Origin of the sequence: Micromonospora sp. B11E3 (assembly GCF_039871625.1) — a bacterium.
Taxonomy (GTDB): Bacteria; Actinomycetota; Actinomycetes; order Mycobacteriales; family Micromonosporaceae; genus Micromonospora.
In genome coordinates this window covers 1-18,699 of the sequence record NZ_JBDPMC010000082.1, presented here as the reverse complement: position 1 = coordinate 18,699, position 18,699 = coordinate 1, and the positions used below count along the sequence as shown (strand labels likewise).

The 18,699-nt window shown below is 73.6% G+C and carries 19 protein-coding genes and 2 tRNA genes; 14 read left to right on the top strand and 7 right to left on the bottom strand.

The window, feature by feature from the left end; translation table 11 throughout:
* Positions 1–206: 206 nt before the first annotated feature.
* The 4 genes from ABGB16_RS28225 to ABGB16_RS28210 all read left to right on the top strand — a co-directional run bounded on the left by ABGB16_RS28225 (position 207) and on the right by ABGB16_RS28210 (position 3,180).
* Entirely contained in the window at positions 207–830 is a 624-nt protein-coding gene (locus ABGB16_RS28225) for a DsbA family protein (protein WP_347671127.1), read from the top strand.
* Between the two features lie 199 nt (positions 831–1,029).
* Positions 1,030–1,332 (top strand): hypothetical protein, encoded by a 303-nt coding sequence (locus ABGB16_RS28220; RefSeq protein WP_347671126.1) that lies wholly within the window; start codon positions 1,030–1,032, stop codon positions 1,330–1,332.
* A 111-nt stretch (positions 1,333–1,443) separates the two neighbouring features.
* Positions 1,444–2,640 (top strand): DUF1015 family protein, encoded by a 1,197-nt coding sequence (locus ABGB16_RS28215; RefSeq protein WP_347671125.1) that lies wholly within the window; start codon positions 1,444–1,446, stop codon positions 2,638–2,640.
* 72 nt (positions 2,641–2,712) lie between these two features.
* Positions 2,713–3,180 carry a ribose-5-phosphate isomerase gene (locus tag ABGB16_RS28210; protein WP_347671124.1) on the top strand — a complete coding sequence of 156 codons (468 nt, stop codon included), beginning with the start codon at positions 2,713–2,715 and terminating at the stop codon, positions 3,178–3,180.
* A 40-nt stretch (positions 3,181–3,220) separates the two neighbouring features.
* Here the strand turns inward: ABGB16_RS28210 and ABGB16_RS28205 are convergent, their stop codons facing one another.
* A complete protein-coding gene (locus tag ABGB16_RS28205; protein WP_347671123.1) occupies positions 3,221–3,556 on the bottom strand; it encodes a hypothetical protein in 336 nt (111 codons plus the stop codon).
* A 190-nt stretch (positions 3,557–3,746) separates the two neighbouring features.
* Between ABGB16_RS28205 and ABGB16_RS28200 the strand changes: the two genes are divergently transcribed.
* Positions 3,747–4,295, top strand: a complete 549-nt coding sequence (locus ABGB16_RS28200) for a hypothetical protein (RefSeq protein WP_347671122.1) — start codon at positions 3,747–3,749, stop codon at positions 4,293–4,295.
* 178 nt (positions 4,296–4,473) lie between these two features.
* Here the strand turns inward: ABGB16_RS28200 and ABGB16_RS28195 are convergent, their stop codons facing one another.
* Positions 4,474–4,740: a hypothetical protein gene (locus ABGB16_RS28195; RefSeq protein WP_347671121.1), complete on the bottom strand. Its 267-nt coding sequence runs from the start codon at positions 4,738–4,740 to the stop codon at positions 4,474–4,476.
* A 51-nt stretch (positions 4,741–4,791) separates the two neighbouring features.
* Positions 4,792–7,743 (bottom strand): Hsp70 family protein, encoded by a 2,952-nt coding sequence (locus ABGB16_RS28190; RefSeq protein ID WP_347671120.1) that lies wholly within the window; start codon positions 7,741–7,743, stop codon positions 4,792–4,794.
* A gap of 131 nt (positions 7,744–7,874) precedes the next feature.
* Here ABGB16_RS28190 and ABGB16_RS28185 point away from each other — a divergent pair, with 131 nt between their 5' ends.
* Together ABGB16_RS28185 and ABGB16_RS28180 are read left to right on the top strand one after the other, a co-directional pair.
* Positions 7,875–8,009, top strand: coding sequence for a hypothetical protein (locus ABGB16_RS28185; RefSeq protein WP_347671119.1), 135 nt, complete (start codon positions 7,875–7,877; stop codon positions 8,007–8,009).
* 58 nt (positions 8,010–8,067) lie between these two features.
* The gene (locus ABGB16_RS28180; protein WP_347671118.1) at positions 8,068–9,264 is read left to right on the top strand and encodes an MFS transporter; all 1,197 of its coding nucleotides are present in this window, start codon (positions 8,068–8,070) and stop codon (positions 9,262–9,264) included.
* A gap of 87 nt (positions 9,265–9,351) precedes the next feature.
* Here the strand turns inward: ABGB16_RS28180 and ABGB16_RS28175 are convergent, their stop codons facing one another.
* Complete coding sequence (locus ABGB16_RS28175) at positions 9,352–10,443, bottom strand: winged helix DNA-binding domain-containing protein (RefSeq protein WP_347671117.1); 1,092 nt, start codon at positions 10,441–10,443, stop codon at positions 9,352–9,354.
* 239 nt (positions 10,444–10,682) lie between these two features.
* Between ABGB16_RS28175 and ABGB16_RS28170 the strand changes: the two genes are divergently transcribed.
* On the top strand, positions 10,683–11,171 hold the full coding sequence (locus ABGB16_RS28170) for a GNAT family N-acetyltransferase (RefSeq protein WP_347671116.1): 489 nt from the start codon (positions 10,683–10,685) through the stop codon (positions 11,169–11,171).
* 146 nt (positions 11,172–11,317) lie between these two features.
* On the opposite strand, the gene ABGB16_RS28165 is transcribed toward ABGB16_RS28170, so the two are convergent.
* Together ABGB16_RS28165 and ABGB16_RS28160 are read right to left on the bottom strand one after the other, a co-directional pair.
* The gene (locus ABGB16_RS28165) at positions 11,318–11,542 is read right to left on the bottom strand and encodes a hypothetical protein (RefSeq protein ID WP_347671115.1); all 225 of its coding nucleotides are present in this window, start codon (positions 11,540–11,542) and stop codon (positions 11,318–11,320) included.
* A 417-nt stretch (positions 11,543–11,959) separates the two neighbouring features.
* A tRNA-Gly gene (locus ABGB16_RS28160) sits at positions 11,960–12,033 on the bottom strand.
* Positions 12,034–12,361: 328 nt separating this feature from the next.
* Between ABGB16_RS28160 and ABGB16_RS28155 the strand changes: the two genes are divergently transcribed.
* From ABGB16_RS28155 to ABGB16_RS28130, 6 genes are all read left to right on the top strand, one after another.
* Positions 12,362–12,435, top strand: a tRNA-Pro gene (locus tag ABGB16_RS28155).
* A 144-nt stretch (positions 12,436–12,579) separates the two neighbouring features.
* Positions 12,580–13,932 carry a trigger factor gene (tig, locus tag ABGB16_RS28150; RefSeq protein ID WP_347671114.1) on the top strand — a complete coding sequence of 451 codons (1,353 nt, stop codon included), beginning with the start codon at positions 12,580–12,582 and terminating at the stop codon, positions 13,930–13,932.
* Positions 13,933–14,100: 168 nt separating this feature from the next.
* The gene (locus ABGB16_RS28145; protein WP_347671113.1) at positions 14,101–14,742 is read left to right on the top strand and encodes an ATP-dependent Clp protease proteolytic subunit; all 642 of its coding nucleotides are present in this window, start codon (positions 14,101–14,103) and stop codon (positions 14,740–14,742) included.
* A gap of 14 nt (positions 14,743–14,756) precedes the next feature.
* Positions 14,757–15,419, top strand: coding sequence for an ATP-dependent Clp protease proteolytic subunit (locus ABGB16_RS28140; RefSeq protein WP_347671112.1), 663 nt, complete (start codon positions 14,757–14,759; stop codon positions 15,417–15,419).
* A 211-nt stretch (positions 15,420–15,630) separates the two neighbouring features.
* Positions 15,631–16,926 (top strand): ATP-dependent Clp protease ATP-binding subunit ClpX, encoded by a 1,296-nt coding sequence (clpX, locus tag ABGB16_RS28135; protein WP_347671111.1) that lies wholly within the window; start codon positions 15,631–15,633, stop codon positions 16,924–16,926.
* Positions 16,927–17,030: 104 nt separating this feature from the next.
* Positions 17,031–17,828: a carbon-nitrogen hydrolase family protein gene (locus ABGB16_RS28130; RefSeq protein ID WP_347671110.1), complete on the top strand. Its 798-nt coding sequence runs from the start codon at positions 17,031–17,033 to the stop codon at positions 17,826–17,828.
* A 31-nt stretch (positions 17,829–17,859) separates the two neighbouring features.
* On the opposite strand, the gene ABGB16_RS28125 is transcribed toward ABGB16_RS28130, so the two are convergent.
* The gene (locus tag ABGB16_RS28125; protein ID WP_347671109.1) at positions 17,860–18,087 is read right to left on the bottom strand and encodes a hypothetical protein; all 228 of its coding nucleotides are present in this window, start codon (positions 18,085–18,087) and stop codon (positions 17,860–17,862) included.
* Between the last annotated feature and the right edge of the window lie 612 nt (positions 18,088–18,699).

The following is an 18,699-nucleotide window of genomic DNA, read 5'->3' as shown; positions in this document are numbered from 1 at the left end:
GTCTCCATCCCACTCTCGCCGTACGCCGCCGCGGCGTCAGCCCGCCGCCCGCTCGTGGCGGCCGGTCGGCTCCGATCCTTCCACGCGAGGACGCTTCACGGTGGTCGAGGTCACGCTCTCAATCGGGTATCAGTCGATCCGCGCCGGGGTGAGGATCAGGGAAAGGCGCCGCCCTCCGGCGCTCCCGTGACGAAAGGGACCTCACCGTGACCGACCGTGTCACCGTCGACATGTGGTTCGACCCGATCTGTCCCTGGGCGTGGATCACCTCCCGCTGGCTGCTGGAGGTGGAACAGGTCCGGGACGTGGACGTCCGCTTCCACGTGATGAGCCTGTCCGTGCTCAACGAGGGGCGTGACCTGCCCGAGAAGTACCAGGACTCGATGCGTACGGGCTGGGGCCCGGTGCGGGTCTGCGTCGCGGTCGAGCAGAAGCACGGCCAGGACGCCGTCCGCGAGCTGTACACGGCGCTGGGCACCCGGATCCACCTCGGCAAGGAGCCGGTGGGCCGGGAGGTGCTCGTGGCGGCGCTGAACGACGCCGGGCTCGACCCCGACCTGGCCGACGTCGCCGAGAGCACCGGGTACGACGAGGCGCTGCGCGCCAGCCACGAGGCCGGCATGCGGCCGGTCGGCACCGACGTGGGGACACCGGTCATCCACGCCCCGGGCCCGGACGGCGGAAAGGTCGCCTTCTTCGGCCCGGTGGTCACCCCGCGCCCCAGGGGCGAGGCGGCCGGCCGGCTGTGGGACGGCGTCCTGCTGGTGGCCGGGACCCCCGGCTTCTACGAGCTCAAGCGCTCCCGCGAGCTGGGCCCCATCTTCGACTGAGGGCCCCTGCCGATGCCTGGGGTGGAGAGGATGCCTTCTCGCCACCTCGCCGCCGTCCCCGCCCGAGTGTGGCGGGGGCGGCGGGTGACCGGACGTGGCGCGCCGGGGCGGCGTCACCGGGGCGGCGAGGGGCTCGTTTCACCGGATGTCCCAGCCAGTGGCCCCGCCGGGCCGTAGTGGCAGCCGTGGAGGCAGACCGATGAGCAAGCACCGTCGCACGTCCGACCACCCGTCCGCCGGGGCGGCGACCGGGGACTCCGGCGCGACGTACTGGTCCGTGTCCGAGGAGCGCTGGCCATCCGTACGGCCGACGCTGCCGGCCGAGATGGTCGACCTGCTGGCGCCCCCGATCGTGGTCGGCGTGGCCCGGGTGGTGGCGACCTCCCGGATGACCCCGCCCGCCGACCCGGTCGCCGCGACGATCCCGGTACGCACGCCTGCGCCGGACCCGGTACGTGCCGCCGCGGCCGTCGCCCGCGGGCGGCACCGCAGCGACGAGTGAGCGGGGCTCCCCCGGTACCGCAGGCGTTGGCAAGGGGCCCTTCCCTTTCATCTGGTGGACGGGTGCGGGGTCAGCCGCGCGGGACCACCGCCCGCCGGTAGCGTCGTCGCCATGACGGTCGTGCATCCGATCACCCGGGCCTGGATCACCACTGGCGGCACCGGCGCGCAGAACTACGACGAGTTCGCCGACGACGCGGAGATCACCGCGATCATCGAGGCCAACCCGCACAGTGCCCTCGGTATCGAGATGCCGCACCGGGCACCCGGGAGCCTCGGCAGCTCGTTCCTCGACGCGCTGCCCGACGCGGTGGCCCGGCTGGCCGAGGCCAAGGCCGACGGCAGCTACACGCCGGCCGAGCAGGTCGTGGTCCTGTACCGGATCACCGCGCCGGGGGAGGAGCCGGCGTACGGGCTGTGGGCCATGGTCGACACCGACCAGATCTCCACCAGCGCGGACGAGCCCGGGCTGGTCATCCGCAACGAGGACGTCTTCATCGCCAAGGTGCGGGAGCGGGTCGCCCTCGCCGACGCGCTCGGGCACCTGCTCTCGCCCGTCCTGCTGCTGCAGACCGGCCGGGGCGACGAGCTGCACGCCGCGCTCGCCGCGGCGACGGAGGCGGCCGGCGCGCCCGCCGCCACCGACGTCGACCAGGCCGGGCGCACCCACGCGATCTGGCTGGTCGGCCCCGGCCCGGGGCAGGACGAGCTGACCGCGCTGGCCGGCGGCGGCGAGCTGGTGGTGGCCGACGGCAACCACCGCAGCCTGGCCGCCCAGACCGGCCACCTGCCGCGCTTCCTGGCCGTGGTCACCACCCCGCCCTCCGTGGCCATCCAGCCGTACAACCGGCTGGTCAGCGAGCTGACCGTGTCCCCGGCCGAGCTGCTCGACCGGCTCCGCGCCGCGGGCGCCGAGGTGACCCCGATCGACGGGCCGGTCGAGGTTCCGGCGGCCGGCGGCACCGTCCACCTGCGGCTCCCCGGCCGCGGGTACGCCGTACGCCTGCCGCACGTCGACGGTGGCCGGCTGGAGAACCTCGACCACGCGCTGGTGGAGCGGGTGCTGCTGCGCGACGCGCTCGGCCTCGACCCGGGCGACAAGCGGATCACCTACGTCGGCGGCGACTACCCGGCGAGCTGGCTGACCGGGGAGGTCGAGGCGGGCCGGGCCGAGCTGGCGGTGCTGGTCGCCCCGGTGACCGTGGACGACTTCGTCGCGGTGAACCTGGCCCGGGAGAAGATGCCGCGCAAGAGCACCTGGTTCACCCCGAAGGCCCGCGCGGGCCTGGTGGCGGCCGAGATCCGCTGACCCTGTGACGAATCCGCCTCCGCGACGCCGCCCGCGCGGCGTCGCGGAGGACGGCCTGACAGACTGCGCGGTATGCGCGTCTACCTGGGATCCGACCACGCCGGTTTCGAGCTGAAGGTGCACCTGGTCAACCACCTGGCCAAGCAGGGGTACGAGGTGGTCGACGTCGGCCCGCACGTCTTCGACCCGGACGACGACTACCCGGCGTTCTGCCTGCACACCGGCGCCCGGGTGGTGGCCGACCCGGGCAGCCTCGGGGTGGTCATCGGCGGTTCGGGCAACGGCGAGCAGATCGCCGCGAACAAGGTCGCCGGGGTCCGGGCGGCCCTGGCCTGGAACCTGGACACCGCCCAGCTGGGCCGGGAGCACAACGACGCCAACGTCGTGGCCGTCGGCGCCCGCCAGCACACCCTCGACGAGGCGACCGCCATCGTGGAGGCGTTCCTCGCCACGCCGTTCTCCGGCAACCCGCGGCACTCCCGCCGGATCGCGCAGGTCGCCGCGTACGAGCAGACCCGGGAACTGCCCGAGCTGCCCTGACCGGGCCCGCCGGGGCGGCCCACCGGACCGCCCCGGCCGGTCAGCGGTTGGGGCGTGGCAGATCCTCGCGGGGCACCCAGTTGCGCCGGACGAGCACCACCCGGGCCTCTGCCTCCGCCAGGTCCTCTGCGGTGGGTCGGGCGGCGTCGCGGGCCCGCAGCGCGGCGCTGGGCCCCACCTGGGAGGAGCCGGACCCGACCAGGCCCCGCAGGCCCCGCTCGCCGTCCCTGTCCTCAACGGCAGGTCCGCCCTGGCGTCGGGGCGGCTCCACCGGGTCGTGCACCCCGGCCGTCGTGGCGTCGGGTCCCTCGGCGTCCCGCCGCTCGGCGTCGGAGTGGTGCCTCAGCCGGCGTCGCCGTCGCTCCGCGTCCCCCATCAGCCGACAGTACCGCCCGCGCCACTCCCGCGCCCGCCCCGACCGCGCGCCCCGAATCGGGGGGCAGGCGATACGTCGTCGCCTGTGGCCGCCCCGACCCGTACGGGGTCGGCGACCGATTTGCCGGCTGGCTACCCTCGAACATGGCGGGCGGGCCGACGCCGGCACCGGTCAGGGGGAGGGGCGCGAGATGGCAGACCAGACACAGCCGTGGGCGGAGCGGACCGTGGAGGTGCCACCGCAGCCGGGTGTCGGGGTGCCGCCCCAGCGCGACGCCTTCCGCCGGGGCGTGGCCTCCGTGGGGCAGCCGCGCACCCCGCGTACCGAGCAGTTCTCCGCCGTCCACCCGGACGGGCACGGCGACGTGCACTGGTCCGACGCGCCGCAGCCCCGCCGCCCCCTGAGCTGGCACCTGGGGCAGCTACGGGTCGGCGGCGAGTGGAGCGCCGCCGCCGGGCTCTTCGCGTTCGTCTGCTGGGGCATCTGGGCCATCTCCGGCCGGGGCAACCTCGGCGCGCCCGTGCTCACGTTCGTGCTGAGCCTGCTGGTCGCCGTCGGGTTGTTCGGGCTGTCCCGGCTGCTCGGCCGGGTGATCCTGGAGCGGCAGTTGGGGCGCATCCGACGCAGCGCCCGCGGCGCCCACCTCGTGACGGCGGTCTTCCTCGTGGGCCTGGGGGTGGCCTACCTGCGGCAGACCGAGTGGGTGATGTCCGCCTGGAACTGGGTCACCGGCGGCTGACCTCGCCCGTGGCCGTGCCGGCTCCGTGCTGGTCGCAGTGCGGGGGCCGGGCCACGCCCGGCCCCCGCTCGTCGCGTCGCGGTCCGCCGCGACACCGGATCGTCCTCCCGTCGGTCGGCGCCGGCTTACCCCGCGTACGGGAGTTCATCCGCGCCGGGCGGCAGGGCCGGCGACCGGGTCAGTGGGTTCCGCCGTGCCCCTCGGCGTCCGCCCGGGGTGAGGCCACCCGCGCCTGCGGGTCCTCGACGCCGGGCTCGCCGCCGTCCGGGGCCACCATGCCGTCGTAGTTGTAGACCGTCCCGTCCGCGCCGTGCTCCTTTGTGGTGCGGACGTAGCGGTGCATCATGCCGTCGATCTCGACCTCGATCAGCGCCCGGCCCTCCGCGTCCTGGCTGCTGCCGTCGCGGGGGCCGCCGACGAGGTACGCCTTCGTGTTCGTCTCCATGCGCTCAGCCGTACCCGGGCCGAAAGGGCGGAAAACGGGGCCCGGGTGGCGTCACGACTGCGCGAAGCGGTACAGGACGAAGTCCTTCTGCGCCGCGCAGAGGATCACGTCGGTGTTCCACGAGCAGGAGTCGCCGCGGACGTCCATGAGCTCGCCCAGCTCGTCCGGCTTGGGGGCGTCGACGGCCACCCCGGCGACGCTGCGGTCGGCCTCGCTGCCGTTCAGCGGATCGGCGAAGACGAGCAGGTTGCCCCCGTCGAGCCGCACCGCCACCCCGGGGCGGTCGGCCAGCACCGCCCGCCCGTCCGGGTCGAACAGCGTCGACGCCGACTCCGGGTACGTCCGCAGGGCGAGCAGGTGCTCGCCCACCGGGACCAGTTCCTTCGCCCCCGGAGCCCGCCAGCGCTTCGCCTTGTCGCCCTCGGTGGCCGCCACCACCTCGGTCCGGTCCGCCTCGCCGGACGGCACCTCCAGCAGGCACGCCCGGTGCTCGCCGCAGGCCACCAGCGCCTCGGCCCGCCGCCGGTCGTCCGGCGCGGTGTGCAGCACCATGGGCTCGCCCACCCGGGTGAGGTCGTACCCGAGCAGCCGGTACCGGCCGCCGGAGTCGTCGACCACGTAGAGCCGGTCGTCCCGGGCGGCGACGAGGTCGTCGCGGTCGGCGACGGAGGTCCAGGCGCGCACGACCGAGCCGCTGGTCACGTCGATCAGCCGGGCCGAGCGGTCCGCGCCGAGCTGCACCAGCCGGTCCGCCTCGCCCCGCCAGGGGTCGCGGGGCGCCCCGTTCGCGTACGCCGGGCCGCCCGCCCCCTCCGCGCTGCCCACCCGCAGCACGGTGCTGCTGCCGTCGCCGGACTCGGTCCGCGGGTTGGGCCGCGACCACGCCTCCGTGCCGTCGCGCATACGCAGCCCGACCAGCCGGTCGACGGCCTGGTCCACCACCACCGCCACGTCCCGGCCGAAGATCACCTCGTCGTCGCCGCCGATCGACCACCGCCACCGCAGCTCCCCGGAGCCGGCGTCGCGCAGCTCCAGGTCGCGCGGGGTGTCGGAGCCGATCGCGTCGGCGAACACCGCCAGGCCGCCGGGCACGGCGACGATCCGGTCCCACTGCTCCGCCGGCCGGGCGGTCTGCTTCCGCCACCGCTGCGCGCCGGTCTCCGCGTCGACCGCCACGATCTCCAGGCGGTCGTCGGGCAGCGGGTACGCCACGTAGCCGGCGTCGCCGAGCACCGCCGTGAACGCCTCCGTCGGGCGTTCGTCGCCGGCCGGGACGCGCTCGACCTCGGCGAGGTCGAACTCCAGGGCCGGATAGGGGTCCCGGGTCAGCCACAGTGCGGCCCCGCCGCCGATCCCGAGGAGGGCGGCGACCGCGGCGACGGTGATCCAGAGCGCGCGCCGGTGCCGCGCTCCGGACGGCGGCGTGGCCGGCGTACCGGGGCTGGGTGAGCCGGAAATCGGCGGGCCCGAGATCGGGGACGCGGAGACGGGCGGGCCCCACGCGGTGGGGGGCGGGCCGGCGGGCCCGGTTGGTGACGGCGGCGTTCCCGGGCCGCCGTCGACCCGGGTGGGCGGCGGCCCGCCGGCCCCCGGCGACACCGGCACCGTCGGCGGCACGCCCCCAGCGGCGCCCGGCACCCGCCCGGCGGCGTCCGGCGCGGTGGGCGGGACCTGTCCGGCGGTGCCCGGCACGGTGGGCGGGACACCTCCGGCGGCGCCGGGCACGGTGGGCGGGACACCTCCGGCGGCGGCGCCGGGCACGGTCGGCGGGACACCTCCGGCGGCGCCGGGCACGGTCGGCGACGTACCCGGTCCGGCCGGCGCGATCGGCGCGGCGGGCGCGGGCGGCGGGGTGGCGGACGGGCGGGGCGTCGGCAGGTCCGTGAGCGCCCCCTCGGCCACGGGCAGCTCAGGCTGCTCCAGCACGGTCGGCGCGATGCCCAGCTCGGCGTGCAGCAGCCGGGCCACCAGCGGCATCCGGGTCGGTCCGCCGACCAGGAACAGGCCCGCCAACCGCTCGGGGGCGAGGCCGGCGGCGGCGACGACCTTCCGGGTCTCCACCACCGCCCGGCGCAGCAGCGGCGCGGCCACCCGATCCAGGTCCTCCCGGGTCAGCCGGACCACCGCCTGCGACCCCGGCACGACCACGGGCGCCACCGTCGCCCGCGACAGCATCTCCCGGGCCTCGCGGACGCTCTCCCAGAGCTGGTGCCGATCCCGCCACTGTGTCGCGTCGGCGGGCCGGTCCAGGCGCTGCCAGTCGGCCGGGTGCGTCCCGGCCACCAGCTCGCCGAGCCGCCCGACCAGCGCCGCGTCCAGGTCCAGACCGCCCAGGTCCGGTGCGCCGCCGGCGGCGGTCACCGTGAAGCCCGAGTCGCCCCACGGGTCCGCGCCCTCGTTGCGCAGCACCGCCACGTCCAGCGTGCCGCCACCGAGGTCGAACACGGCGATCGAGCCGCCGACGGGCACCGGCCGGCGCAGCACCTGCGTGTAGTAGCGGGCGGCGGCGACCGGCTCGCGCAGCAGCCGGGTGCCGGGCGGGGTGGGGCCGGAGAGGGTGTGCTCCGCGGCCGGCGGCCAGCCCGCCCGCAGCAGCGCGTCGAAGAGGACCTGGCGCCGGGCGTCGTCCCAGGACGCCGGGCAGGTCACCACCGCCGGGGGCAGGAACCCGACCGCGGCGACGGCGGCCTGCCCCACCACGTGCAGGATCGCGGCGAGCAGGTCGGCGGGCACGTACTCGCGGTCGCCCAGCCGTACGACCGGGTCGTCGATGCGGCGCTTCGGGTTCGGCTCGTACCGGCCCGGGTCGGCCTGCGCCAGCCGCCGGGCGTCCCGGCCCACGTGCAGCCGGCCGTCGGCGTCGGCGTAGACGCCGGAGGGGAGCACAGGCTGACCGTCGACCAGCAGCGGGCGGGTCCGCCCGTCAGGCCAGCGCAGCACCGCCACCGTGTTCGACGTACCGAGGTCGACGCTGAGGGCGTACCCCTCGTGCTGGCCTGCCATCTGCCGCTACCTCCGCCGGGTACGAGGGGATCCCGGCCCCGCATCGTACGCAGGCCGTACGAGACGCTGGTCACCGTCCTTCGCCCGGACGCGGGGCGGCGCACCGGCACGGCGCGCGGTACGGTCGGCGCGTGGTCGGTGTGGAGGCGGTCGCGGGTCGTCCACCGAGGGGTGGCACCGGGACGGATGCGGCGTACGCCCGCTGGGCCACGCCCCCGCTGCCGCTGTACGGCGACGACCACGAGCGGGCCGACTTCGCTCCCTGACGGGCACGTGCACCGACGCGTCCCCGTCCATCCCTGTCGCACTCGGGAGCGATGACCCATGTCCGCTGTCAGTTCCTCCGTCGGCGCCTCGACCGTGCTGCGGGCGCCGCAGGTTTCGCGGGTGCTCGTGGCCAGCCAGGTCGGCCGGCTGCCGCTGGCCTCCGGGCCGCTCGCGTTGCTGCTGTTCGGCCGGCAGTCCCTCAGCCTCACCGCCGCCGGCCTGCTGGTCGCCGCGTACACCGCGGGGATCGCCGTCGGCGCGCCGGTGCTCGCCCGCACCGTGGACCGCTGGCGTCAGCCGCCCGTGCTGTGGGGCTCCGCCGTGCTGTCGGGCCTCGGCTTCCTGACCGTCGCGGTCAGCGGCGGCGAACTCGCCCTCGCCGTACCAGCGGCCGCCGCGGCCGGGTTCGGCACCCCGCCGCTGGAGGCGTGCCTGCGGGCCCTCTGGCCGGACCTGCTGCCCCGGGCCGCCGTCCCCGCCGCGTACGCGCTGGACGTCGCGCTGCAGGAGGTGATCTTCGTGGCGGGCCCGCTCATCACGCTCGCCACGGTGGCCCTCGCGGGCCCGGCGGCCGGCCTGGTCGCCGCCGCCGTGCTCCAGCTCGCCGGCACCGCCGTCTTCGCCCTGGCCCCGGCCGTACGCGCCTGGCGGGGAGAGCCCGCGCCCCGGCACTGGGCGGGCCCGCTGCGCGCGGCCCGGTTCACCGCGATGCTCGCCGGGGTCGTCTGCGCCGGGGCGGCGATCGGCAGCCTCCCGGTGGCCGTCACCGCGTACGCCGAGGCGGCCGGCGCCCGCTCGCTCAGCGGCTGGCTGCTCGCGGCGCAGGCCGGCGGCGCCCTGGTCGGCGGCCTGCTCTACACGCGGGCCGGCGCCGGTGGCCGGGGGCGGCTCCCGCTGCTCACCGCGGCCTTCGCCGCCGGTTTCCTGCCGCTGCTGGCCCTGCCCGGCCCGGCGTGGATGGCGCTGCTGCTGGCCGTCGCCGGGCTGGCGTTGCCCCCGGTGCTGACCGCCGTGTTCACCGCCGCCGACCGGCTCGCCCCGCCCGGCACCATCGCCGAGGCGTTCGCCTGGGTGATCACCGCCTTCACGGTCGGCAGCGCCGCCGGTGCCGCCCTCACCGGCCCGGTCGCCCAGTTCCGGTACGGCTTCGTGCTCGCCCCCGTCGCCGGGCTGGCCGCGCTCGCCGTCATGACGGCGGTCTCCCTCTTCAGGCGTACGGTGGACGGAGCGGGCCTACCCGGATCCCGACCCTGATCCTGTTCGGCGTGGCCCTCGGGCGCTGGTGGCGGCCGTCGCTGGCCGCCACCCGGAGGCTGCGGGGCCCGGCCTGGCGGTCGTCCGCTAACTGTCGAAGTCGACGCCGGTGAGGTTCACGGCGCGGTACGCGGCGAGGCGCTCGGCCTGCTCGACGACGGCGTCCCGGGTTGCCGGGTCGAGAGCGCGCCAGGGCCGGACGGCGACGGTGAACGTGCGCCCGGACCTGCGGGGCCGCCAGGTGCCGACCAGTTCCCCGTCGACCAGCACCGCGCCGGGGCGGCCCAGCACCGGCCACAGCTCCTTGGCGCGGGCCGCGTCCGGCACCAGCGTGGACCGGTCCCTGGCCTGGAGGAACAGGTCGAACGGGCCGAGCAGTCGGCAGCCTCTGGCGTCGGCGGAGGCGAGGGCCCGCTCGTCGCCGGCCAGCAGCCAGCGCCGTTCCCCGTCGACGGTCACCTCCACCACGTCGGAGGGCCAACGCGCCTTCACGTCCTTCACCGGCGCGTCGAGATAGTCGGCGACGTGCCTGGGCGTGGCCGGACCGAGCAGGCGCAGGTACGCCCGGACGAGGTCGAACCGGTCGTCCGGCGCTGCCGCCTTCCGGAAACCGGGGATGCGCTGCAGCACCGGCGGGGAGGTGCCGAGCCGCAGTTCCAGCCCGGCCCGCACCGCGGCGAGCCGGAACGGCATCTCGTAGAGGTGGGTGGCGCCGCACGGCCGGCAGGCCCGCAGGTACGGCTCGGGCATCACCTCGGCCAGCCGGCCGGAGACCTCCCCCTTGACGGTGGGCCGGGTGACGACGGCGCGCATCCGGGACGCCACCTCCTCCAGGGCGGCCAGGTTGCCGATGCCGGCCGCCTTCAACGGCTTGGCGGCGTCGTAGATGCGCTTGCCCGCGTCCGCGTCGGAGTAGGGCTCCACCGCGGCTGCCACCGCTCCCGCGTCCGTCCGCCGGTACAGGTGGGGCGCCCCACGCACCGTCCACAGCAGAAGGAACGCCTCGGCCGGCGGGGCCGCCACGTCGACGCCACGCAGGGCGAGCGCCCACCTGGCCCCGTCGGGGCCGGTGTCCTGCACGCCGATGTCCAGGACGGCGGTGTCGTCCAGTCCGCCCCGAACGCGGTCCAGTTGCTGGGCCCGGACCCGGAAGCTCATCACCTGCCGTCGGTCGACCATTCCCCGACCCTAGACCCGGCGGCGCGGGGCAGGGACCGGTCGTCCCCGGGCGTGGCGGGCCGGCCCGTTCCGGTCGGTCGGCCCGTTCCGGTCGGCCCGTTCCGATCGGCCCGTCCCGGTCGGCCCGTCCCGGTCGGCCCGTCCCGGTCGGCCCGTCCCGGTCGGCCCGTCCCGGTCGGCCCCGGAGGTCGCCGGCGGCCCGGGACCGGGGGACATCCTCGATCGCGGAGAATGGGCCGATGACGACCGTGGCATGGCCGACGCAGCTCGTTGTCCGTCCGCTGACCCGGGAGGACGCGGAGCAGGTGGCCGGGTGGAGGTACGGCGGCCCGTGGCGGATCTACGATTCGCGGCCCGAAGACGGGTTGCTGAGCGACAACGCTGCCTACCTCGCGGTCGCCGGTGCCGGTGGCGGTCCGCTGGTCGGGTTCTGCTGCTCCGGCGCCGAGGCCCGGGTGCCGGGCCTGGAGCCGGTGGACGGCGTGCTCGACGTGGGCGTAGGCATGAATCCGGCCCTGGTCGGGCAGGGGAACGGGGCGCGCTTCGCCGCCGCGGTGCTGGACCATTACCGGTCCCTCACCGGCGTACGCCGGCTACGGGCGGTAGTGCAGTCGTGGAACGAGCGCAGCCTGCGGCTGACGCGCTCGCTCGGGTTCGTCGAGGTCGGCAAGCACGTGTGCGAACAGGACGGCGCCCCGGTCGAGTACGCCGTCCTCGTCGCGGAGTAGCCGCCCTCACTACCCAGCGAAAAGTGCCCGCCTGTCAGGATCGGCGGATGGTGGTGAGGGAACGAGCCGGCAACGAGTCGTCGACAAGGCCGGGACCAACTGCACCTCCCGGGGCCCAACAGCGATGAGGCACCCGGCATTCGTTGTCAGCCGCTGCTGCGACCGAACGGGTTCCGCCTGGTGGCCGTCAGGTAGAGCGGGAAGAACACCACCCGCATGATCAGACAGCCCAGGAACCATGCCCCCGGAGTCTCCACCTGGAGGGACCCGAGCGAGACGAAGGCAGGGTTCCCGCGCCTCACTCGTTCCTTGGCGTCCGCGTAGACCCATACGTCAGTGGCAAGCACCACGAGCAGGACGAGGATCGACACCAGTGCGGCGGGGGGGTGTCCCTGTCATCTTGGCAGTGCTTTCGATCGGCTGGTCACGGGATGAAGCCCCCGTCGTACCTGCGCCGGACTTGCCGCCGTCCGGTCCGCCGTGGCCCCGCCTGTTGCCATCCAGTCTGCCGCCGACCCGCACACCCTGGCCCCGGCCCGCTCGGCTTGCCCGGGTCGGTGGCCGGCGGGATGGCATCCCACCTCTGCCAGCCACCCACCGCAACCGTCCGGATCCACCCTGGAGTCGGCTGGCCCCTGCCGAAAGTATGCCCGTGCGCCCGCCGCTGGACCTCGGTTCGGAAGCGCGACAGACCGGTCTCGTCGTGGCACGCACGGGAGATTGAACATGGGGGAGAGGCGGCAGGCCCGGGTGCCGCGATAATGCCTTTCACCTGGGCCTTTGTCGGGTGGAGCGGGCGACGGGAATCGAACCCGCACCGTCAGTTTGGAAGACTGAAGCTCTGCCATTGAGCTACGCCCGCATGCGCCCCGCCATACGGGGCGCGCCGACAGCCTACCCGGTGTCCGGCCCGGACGCGCAGCCCCATGCCGCGCGACGCCGCGACCGGCTCCATGTCGCCGACATCCGGGCATCCGCGCGGCTCGGACACCGCCATGTCGCCGACGTCGGGGCGTCCGCGTGGCTCGGACACCGCCATGTCGCCGACATCGCGGCATCCGCGCGGGGCATCCGCGCGGGGCAACGGCGGTGGGGCAACGGCGGCGGGTGGGCGTTTTGTCCGAGGCGGCGCGTTGTGGGACGCCCCGGCACTCCTGGTGGAGCTCGACGGCATACACTTCTGGTCGCCACGGGGTGTGGCGCAGCTTGGTAGCGCACTCGCTTTGGGAGCGAGGGGCCGTGGGTTCAAATCCCGCCACCCCGACTGTCGTCCGCGGCCGGGTCGCCCCGGGGTTGCCGCCGTCTCCGCGCGGCCCCCGGGCGCTGCCGGGGCCTCGCGCCGGCTCGCCTACACTCGATGGGCTGAATCACGCCCAGACTCAACTGAGATCCGTCAAGGAGTACGCCTGTGAAGAGCACCGTCGAGACTCTGAGCCCGACGCGCGTGCGGCTCGCCATCGAGGTGCCGTTCGTCGAGCTCGAGCCGAGCCTCAAGAAGGCGTACCGGGAGATCGGCCAGCAGGTCCAGGTTCCCGGCTTCCGCCGGGGCAAGGTGCCGGCCGCGGTCATCGACCAGCGCGTCGGCCGGGGCACCGTCCTGAACGAGGCGGTGCAGGAGGCCATCCCGCAGAACATCCTCGCCGCGGTCCGCGAGCACGACCTGAAGACCCTCGGCCGTCCCGAGGTCGAGATCACCGAGTTCGCCGACGGCGACTCGCTGAACTTCACCGCCGAGGTCGACGTCCGGCCGGAGCTCACCCTGCCCGACCTGAGCAGCGTCGAGGTCACCGTCGACGAGCTCCAGGTCGACGACAGCGAGATCGACGAGCAGGTGAAGAACCTGCGCGAGCGGTTCGCCACCCTGAAGACCGTCGAGCGGGCGGCCCAGGAGGGCGACTACGTCCAGATCGACCTGAACGCCACGGTCGACGGCGAGGACGTCCCGGGCGGCTCGGCGACCAACATCTCGCACGAGGTCGGCAGCAAGCAGCTCCTGCCGGGGCTGGACGAGGCCGTGGTCGGCCTCGCCGCCGGCGAGAGCAGCACCTTCACCACCCAGCTCGTGGGCGGCGACTTCGCCGGCCGGGACGCCGAGGTGGCGGTGACCGTCCGCACGGTCAAGGAGAAGGAGCTGCCGGAGCTCGACGACGACTTCGCCCAGATGGCGAGCGAGTTCGACACGATGGAGGAGCTCCGCAACGACCTGCGCGAGCGGGTCACCCGGGGCAAGCGGGTCGAGCAGATCTACGCCGCCCGCGACAAGGCCCTCGAGCAGCTCGTCGAGGCCGCCGCGGTGCCGGCGCCCGAGGGCGTCGTCCGCGAGGAGGTCTCCAGCCGCAAGCAGGCCATGGTCGACCAGCTCGAGCGGATCGGCGCCTCCCTGGAGGAGTACCTCGCCGCCGAGGAGAAGACCGAGGAGCAGATCGACGCCGAGCTGAGCGAGGCGGCGACCGAGGGCGTCAAGATCCAGTTGCTGCTGGACACCCTGGCCGATGCCGAGGACGTCCAGGTCTCCGACGACGAGTTCGGCCACGAGATCGTCCACCGCGCGCAGCGCGCCGGCATGGCCCCGCAGCAGTACTACGACCAGCTCGTCCGGTCCGGCGCGGCGGCCGCCGTCTTCGGCGACGTGCGGCGCGGCAAGGCGCTGGCCTCGGTGATGGAGCGCATCAAGATCAAGGACACGGCCGGCAACGAGGTGAGCCTCGACGCGATCCGCGCGGAGGGCGCCGAGGAGCACGACCACGACCACGAGCACTGACGCCTCGGGTGAGGCCGCCGCCACCGGTCCCGGTGGCGGCGGCCGAATCCCTTTTACGGGTACGTCTTCCGTGGGTGCGCTGTCAGCGAACAGTGCACCGACCGGGACTCTGCGACCCGCCTGAGCGGTTAGTGTCGGGTAGGACGGCACGGAGAGCGAAGGGCTGCCATGACCGACATGCACAACACATCGAAGCCGCTCCGGGCGATCGACGCCCGGGGTGGCGACAACATTGGCAACCTCGACGACTCGGTCTACAACCGGTTGCTCAAGGAACGGATCATCTTCCTGGGCAGCGAGGTCAACGACCAGGTGGCCAACCGCATCTGCGCGCAGCTGCTGCTGCTCGCGGCGGAGGACCCGGACCGGGACATCTTCCTCTGGATCAACTCGCCGGGTGGTTCGGTCTACTCGGGCATGGCGATCTACGACACGATGCAGTACATCGACAACGACGTCTCCACGGTGGCGATGGGCATGGCGGCCTCCATGGGCCAGCTGCTGCTCTGCGCGGGCACCAAGGGCAAGCGGTACGCCCTTCCGCACGCGCGGATCATGATGCACCAGCCGTCGGGCGGCATGGGCGGCACCGCGGCCGACATCGCCATCCAGGCGGAGCAGATGCTGTACACGAAGCGGATGTTCCAGGAGCGGGTGGCCTTCCACACCGGCCAGAGCCAGGCCCAGATCGAGGCGGACTCGGATCGCGACCGCTGGTTTGCCGCCCAGGAGGCCGTCGAGTACGGCTTCATCGACAAGGTGATCACCGGAGCCGCGCAGGTTCCGGCGGGCGCCGGGACCCTGAGCTGACCGAGGAGCTGACGATGACCGACCTGAGCCTGCCGCCCCAGTTCGGGGCCGTGCACAACCGCTACGTCCTGCCGTCGTTCGTCGAGCGCACGTCGTACGGGGTGAAGGAGTCCAACCCGTACAACAAGCTCTTCGAGGACCGGATCATCTTCCTCGGCGTCCAGGTGGACGACGCCTCCGCCAACGACGTGATGGCGCAGCTGCTGACGCTCGAGGGCACCGACCCGGACCGCGACATCATCATGTACATCAACTCGCCGGGCGGCTCGTTCACCGCCATGACGGCGATCTACGACACCATGCAGTACGTCCGGCCGGACATCATGACGGTCTGCCTGGGCCAGGCGGCCAGCGCCGCCGCCGTGCTGCTCGCCGCCGGCACCCCCGGCAAGCGGATGGCGCTGCCGAACTCGCGGATCATCATCCACCAGCCGGCGACCGAGGGCGGCTACGGGCAGGGGTCGGACATCGAGATCCAGGCCCGCGAGATCCTGCGGATGCGCACCCAGCTGGAGGACATGCTCTCCCGGCACTGCAACCGCCCGATCGAGCAGGTCCGCAAGGACATCGACCGGGACAAGATCATGACGGCGGAGGAGTCCCGCGAGTACGGGCTCGTCGACACCATCCTCACCAGCCGCAAGAAGGGCCTGCTGGCGGCCAGCGCCGCCAGCTGAGGCGTACCAGATCGGAGGTCGGCCGGGGCGTCGCTCCCGGCCGGCCTCTGACACACCCGTTTTGGGGGTCGGAGAAAGCTCCGCCAGCGGGTAACGTCGGGTCTAGCACCGCCGCGCCGGGTCGGCCCGACGGGGTGAACGGAGACGGACGGGGCACAGCGTCCGCAGGTCATGGCCGGTATCCCGGCCGATGAGTGCAGGGAGAACGTAGGTGGCACGGATCGGTGACGGCGGCGACCTACTGAAGTGCTCCTTCTGCGGCAAGTCGCAGAAGCAGGTCAAGAAACTCATCGCGGGGCCCGGCGTCTACATCTGCGACGAGTGCATCGATCTGTGCAACGAGATCATCGAGGAGGAGCTGGCCGAGTCCGGCGAGGTGAAGTGGGAAGAGCTTCCCAAGCCGATGGAGATCTGCCAGTTCCTCGACAACTACGTCGTGGGCCAGGACCAGGCCAAGAAGGCCCTCGCCGTCGCGGTCTACAACCACTACAAGCGGATCCAGGCCGAGGCGGCCGGCGCGCCGGGCTCCGGCAGCGACGCCGTCGAGCTGGCCAAGTCCAACATCCTGCTGCTCGGCCCGACGGGCTGCGGCAAGACGCACCTGGCGCAGACCCTGGCGCGGATGCTGAACGTCCCGTTCGCGATCGCCGACGCCACCGCGCTCACCGAGGCCGGCTACGTGGGCGAGGACGTGGAGAACATCCTCCTCAAGCTCATCCAGGCCGCCGACTACGACATCAAGCGCGCCGAGACCGGCATCATCTACATCGACGAGGTCGACAAGATCGCCCGCAAGTCGGAGAATCCGTCGATCACCCGGGACGTCTCCGGCGAGGGCGTCCAGCAGGCGCTGCTCAAGATGCTGGAAGGCACGGTGGCCAACGTGCCGCCGCAGGGCGGGCGTAAACACCCGCACCAGGAGTTCATCCAGATCGACACCACGAACGTGCTGTTCATCTGCGGCGGCGCCTTCGCCGGGCTCGACCAGATCATCGAGGCCCGCACCGGGCACGGCGGCACCGGCTTCGGCGCGCGGCTCCGGTCGGTGTCCGAGCGGTCGACCGACGACATCTTCAGCCAGGTCATGCCGGAGGACATGCTCAAGTTCGGGCTGATCCCCGAGTTCATCGGCCGGCTCCCCGTGATCACCAACGTCCGCAGCCTCGACCGGACGGCGCTGGTGCGGATCCTCACCGAGCCGCGCAATGCACTGGTCAAGCAGTACCAGCGCCTCTTCGAGCTGGACGGGGTCGAGTTGGAGTTCGAGCCGGCGGCGCTGGAGGCCATCGCCGACCAGGCCATGCTGCGCGGCACGGGCGCCCGGGGCCTCCGGGCGATCATGGAAGAGGTCCTGCTCTCCGTGATGTACGAGGTGCCGAGCAACCCCGACGCCGCCCGGGTGCTGATCACCCGCGAGGTCGTCCTGGAGAACGTCAACCCGACCATCGTGCCGCGGGAGTTCACCGGCCGCCGGGCGCGTCGGGAGCGCGAGGAGAAGTCCGCCTGACCCGCCGACCGGCGGCGTCCGCCGGCGGGGAAACGCCGCGGACTTCCGTTCCGTCGGGGCCGTCGACACTGTCGCCGCGCCGCTTCCGCCCGTACGCTGATCTCATGCGCGTCGCTGTCTGTCAGCTCAACGCCCGCGACGACCGGGCCGCCAACCTCGCGGCCGCTGAGGCCCTGCTGGTCCGCGCCGCGGCGGCCGGGGCCGACCTGGCGGTCCTCCCGGAGTACGTCGACTACCTCGGCCTCGCCGGCGGGATGCCGGCGCCGGAGCCCGTCGACGGCACGGTCGGCCGGTTCTTCGCCGAGGTCGCCCGCCGGCTCGGCATCTGGGTGATCGCGGGGTCGTTCCACGAGCTGGGTCCGGACCCGGAGCACACCTGGAACACGTCGCTGGTCTTCGACCGTTCCGGCGCGCTCGCCGCCAGCTACCGCAAGATCCATCTGTACGACGTGGAGATCCCCGGCCGGGTGTCGTACCTCGAGTCGGCGACGGTCGCCCCCGGTGAGAAGCCGGTGGTGGTCGACGTCGAGGGCGTCCGGGTCGGTCTCTCGATCTGCTACGACCTCCGCTTCCCCGAGCTGTACCGCCAACTGGCGACCGACGGGGGAGCGCAACTGCTGGTGGTGCCGGCGGCGTTCATGCTGCACACCGGGCGCGACCACTGGGAGGTCCTGCTGCGGGCACGGGCCATCGAGAACCAGTGCTTCGTGGCCGCGGCCGGCCAGACGGGCGACCACGAGCCGTCGCGTACCTGCTTCGGGCGCAGCATGGTGGTCGACCCGTGGGGGACGGTGCTCGGCCAGGTGCCGGACGGCACCGGCCTGACCGTCGTCGCCCTCGACCTGGAGCGGCTCCGGACCATCCGCGCCGAGCTGCCCAGCCTGGCCAACCGCCGCCTCTGACGCCTCGGCGCCGCCCGCCTCGGCGGGGTGGTCATCCCTGCAACAGCACCCCGAGCACGGTCAGCCCGGCGATTGCGGCGGCTGTTACGAGCAGAGCCGTGGTCATCCGGGACCGTCCACGACGGGCCAGCCGGCGGAGCGAGACCAGGATGACGACCAGCACGACGGCGCCGATGACCAACTGCCAGAACGGCAGCAGCAGTCCGAGCAGCGCTTCCTCGGCGAGCGGGGCCGCCGGGATCGGGGAGGTGTCAGCCATGCCAGACACTGTGACACGGCCGCCGTCGCCGTGTGGGCGAGCCATCGGACCCTGGCGCGGCGCCGGCGAGTGGCCGCAGTGACGAACGCCGATTTGCCTTCTGCGGAACGTCCGCGTAACTTTCTCTCTGCACGCGGGAGGCCGGACAAACCGGCCGAGGGCGGGCGCCAGGCTCGCGGTGGAGACGCCGAGCGAGGCTGGGAACCTGGGCGGTGCGGGACACTCCGGTAAGACGGAGTTGCGATCGCGAAGCCGGCCAGGTAGAGTGCTGAGGCCGGCAGGAGCCGGGCGGGTGGCCGCGAAGCGGCGATCGGCCGGTCTGCGGCCTCCCACGACAGAAACGACCGCCGGTTATCGGCGTGCGTCGCCGTGGGTCTCGACTGAATCGACGTGAAAGATCTCGGGTACGGGGTTGACACGGGCGAGAAGTCGAGTAAGTTAGAGAGGTTGCCCCAAGCAGGGCCCCGCGAGTCGGGGTTTCTGGCTGGTGTGTGGTTGTTCTTTGAGAACTCAACAGGGTGCTTGATAAGCCAGTGCCAATTATGATTTACCCCCGCGCTGGTCGAGCTTTGGTTCGGCTGGTGTGGATTCCTTTGGCAACACTTTTGTTGC

Excerpts from the sequence above, each read along its gene's own strand:
- ABGB16_RS28220 (WP_347671126.1), top strand. The coding sequence starts at position 1,030 with ATGAGCAAGCACCGTCGCACGTCCGACCACCCGTCCGCCGGGGCGGCG.
- ABGB16_RS28215 (WP_347671125.1), top strand. The coding sequence starts at position 1,444 with ATGACGGTCGTGCATCCGATCACCCGGGCCTGGATCACCACTGGCGGC.
- ABGB16_RS28210 (WP_347671124.1), top strand. The coding sequence starts at position 2,713 with ATGCGCGTCTACCTGGGATCCGACCACGCCGGTTTCGAGCTGAAGGTG.
- ABGB16_RS28205 (WP_347671123.1), bottom strand. The coding sequence starts at position 3,556 with ATGGGGGACGCGGAGCGACGGCGACGCCGGCTGAGGCACCACTCCGAC.
- ABGB16_RS28200 (WP_347671122.1), top strand. The coding sequence starts at position 3,747 with ATGGCAGACCAGACACAGCCGTGGGCGGAGCGGACCGTGGAGGTGCCA.
- ABGB16_RS28195 (WP_347671121.1), bottom strand. The coding sequence starts at position 4,740 with ATGGAGACGAACACGAAGGCGTACCTCGTCGGCGGCCCCCGCGACGGC.
- ABGB16_RS28190 (WP_347671120.1), bottom strand. The coding sequence starts at position 7,743 with ATGGCAGGCCAGCACGAGGGGTACGCCCTCAGCGTCGACCTCGGTACG.
- ABGB16_RS28180 (WP_347671118.1), top strand. The coding sequence starts at position 8,068 with ATGTCCGCTGTCAGTTCCTCCGTCGGCGCCTCGACCGTGCTGCGGGCG.
- ABGB16_RS28175 (WP_347671117.1), bottom strand. The coding sequence starts at position 10,443 with ATGGTCGACCGACGGCAGGTGATGAGCTTCCGGGTCCGGGCCCAGCAA.
- ABGB16_RS28170 (WP_347671116.1), top strand. The coding sequence starts at position 10,683 with ATGACGACCGTGGCATGGCCGACGCAGCTCGTTGTCCGTCCGCTGACC.
- ABGB16_RS28145 (WP_347671113.1), top strand. The coding sequence starts at position 14,101 with ATGACCGACATGCACAACACATCGAAGCCGCTCCGGGCGATCGACGCC.
- ABGB16_RS28140 (WP_347671112.1), top strand. The coding sequence starts at position 14,757 with ATGACCGACCTGAGCCTGCCGCCCCAGTTCGGGGCCGTGCACAACCGC.
- ABGB16_RS28130 (WP_347671110.1), top strand. The coding sequence starts at position 17,031 with ATGCGCGTCGCTGTCTGTCAGCTCAACGCCCGCGACGACCGGGCCGCC.
- ABGB16_RS28125 (WP_347671109.1), bottom strand. The coding sequence starts at position 18,087 with ATGGCTGACACCTCCCCGATCCCGGCGGCCCCGCTCGCCGAGGAAGCG.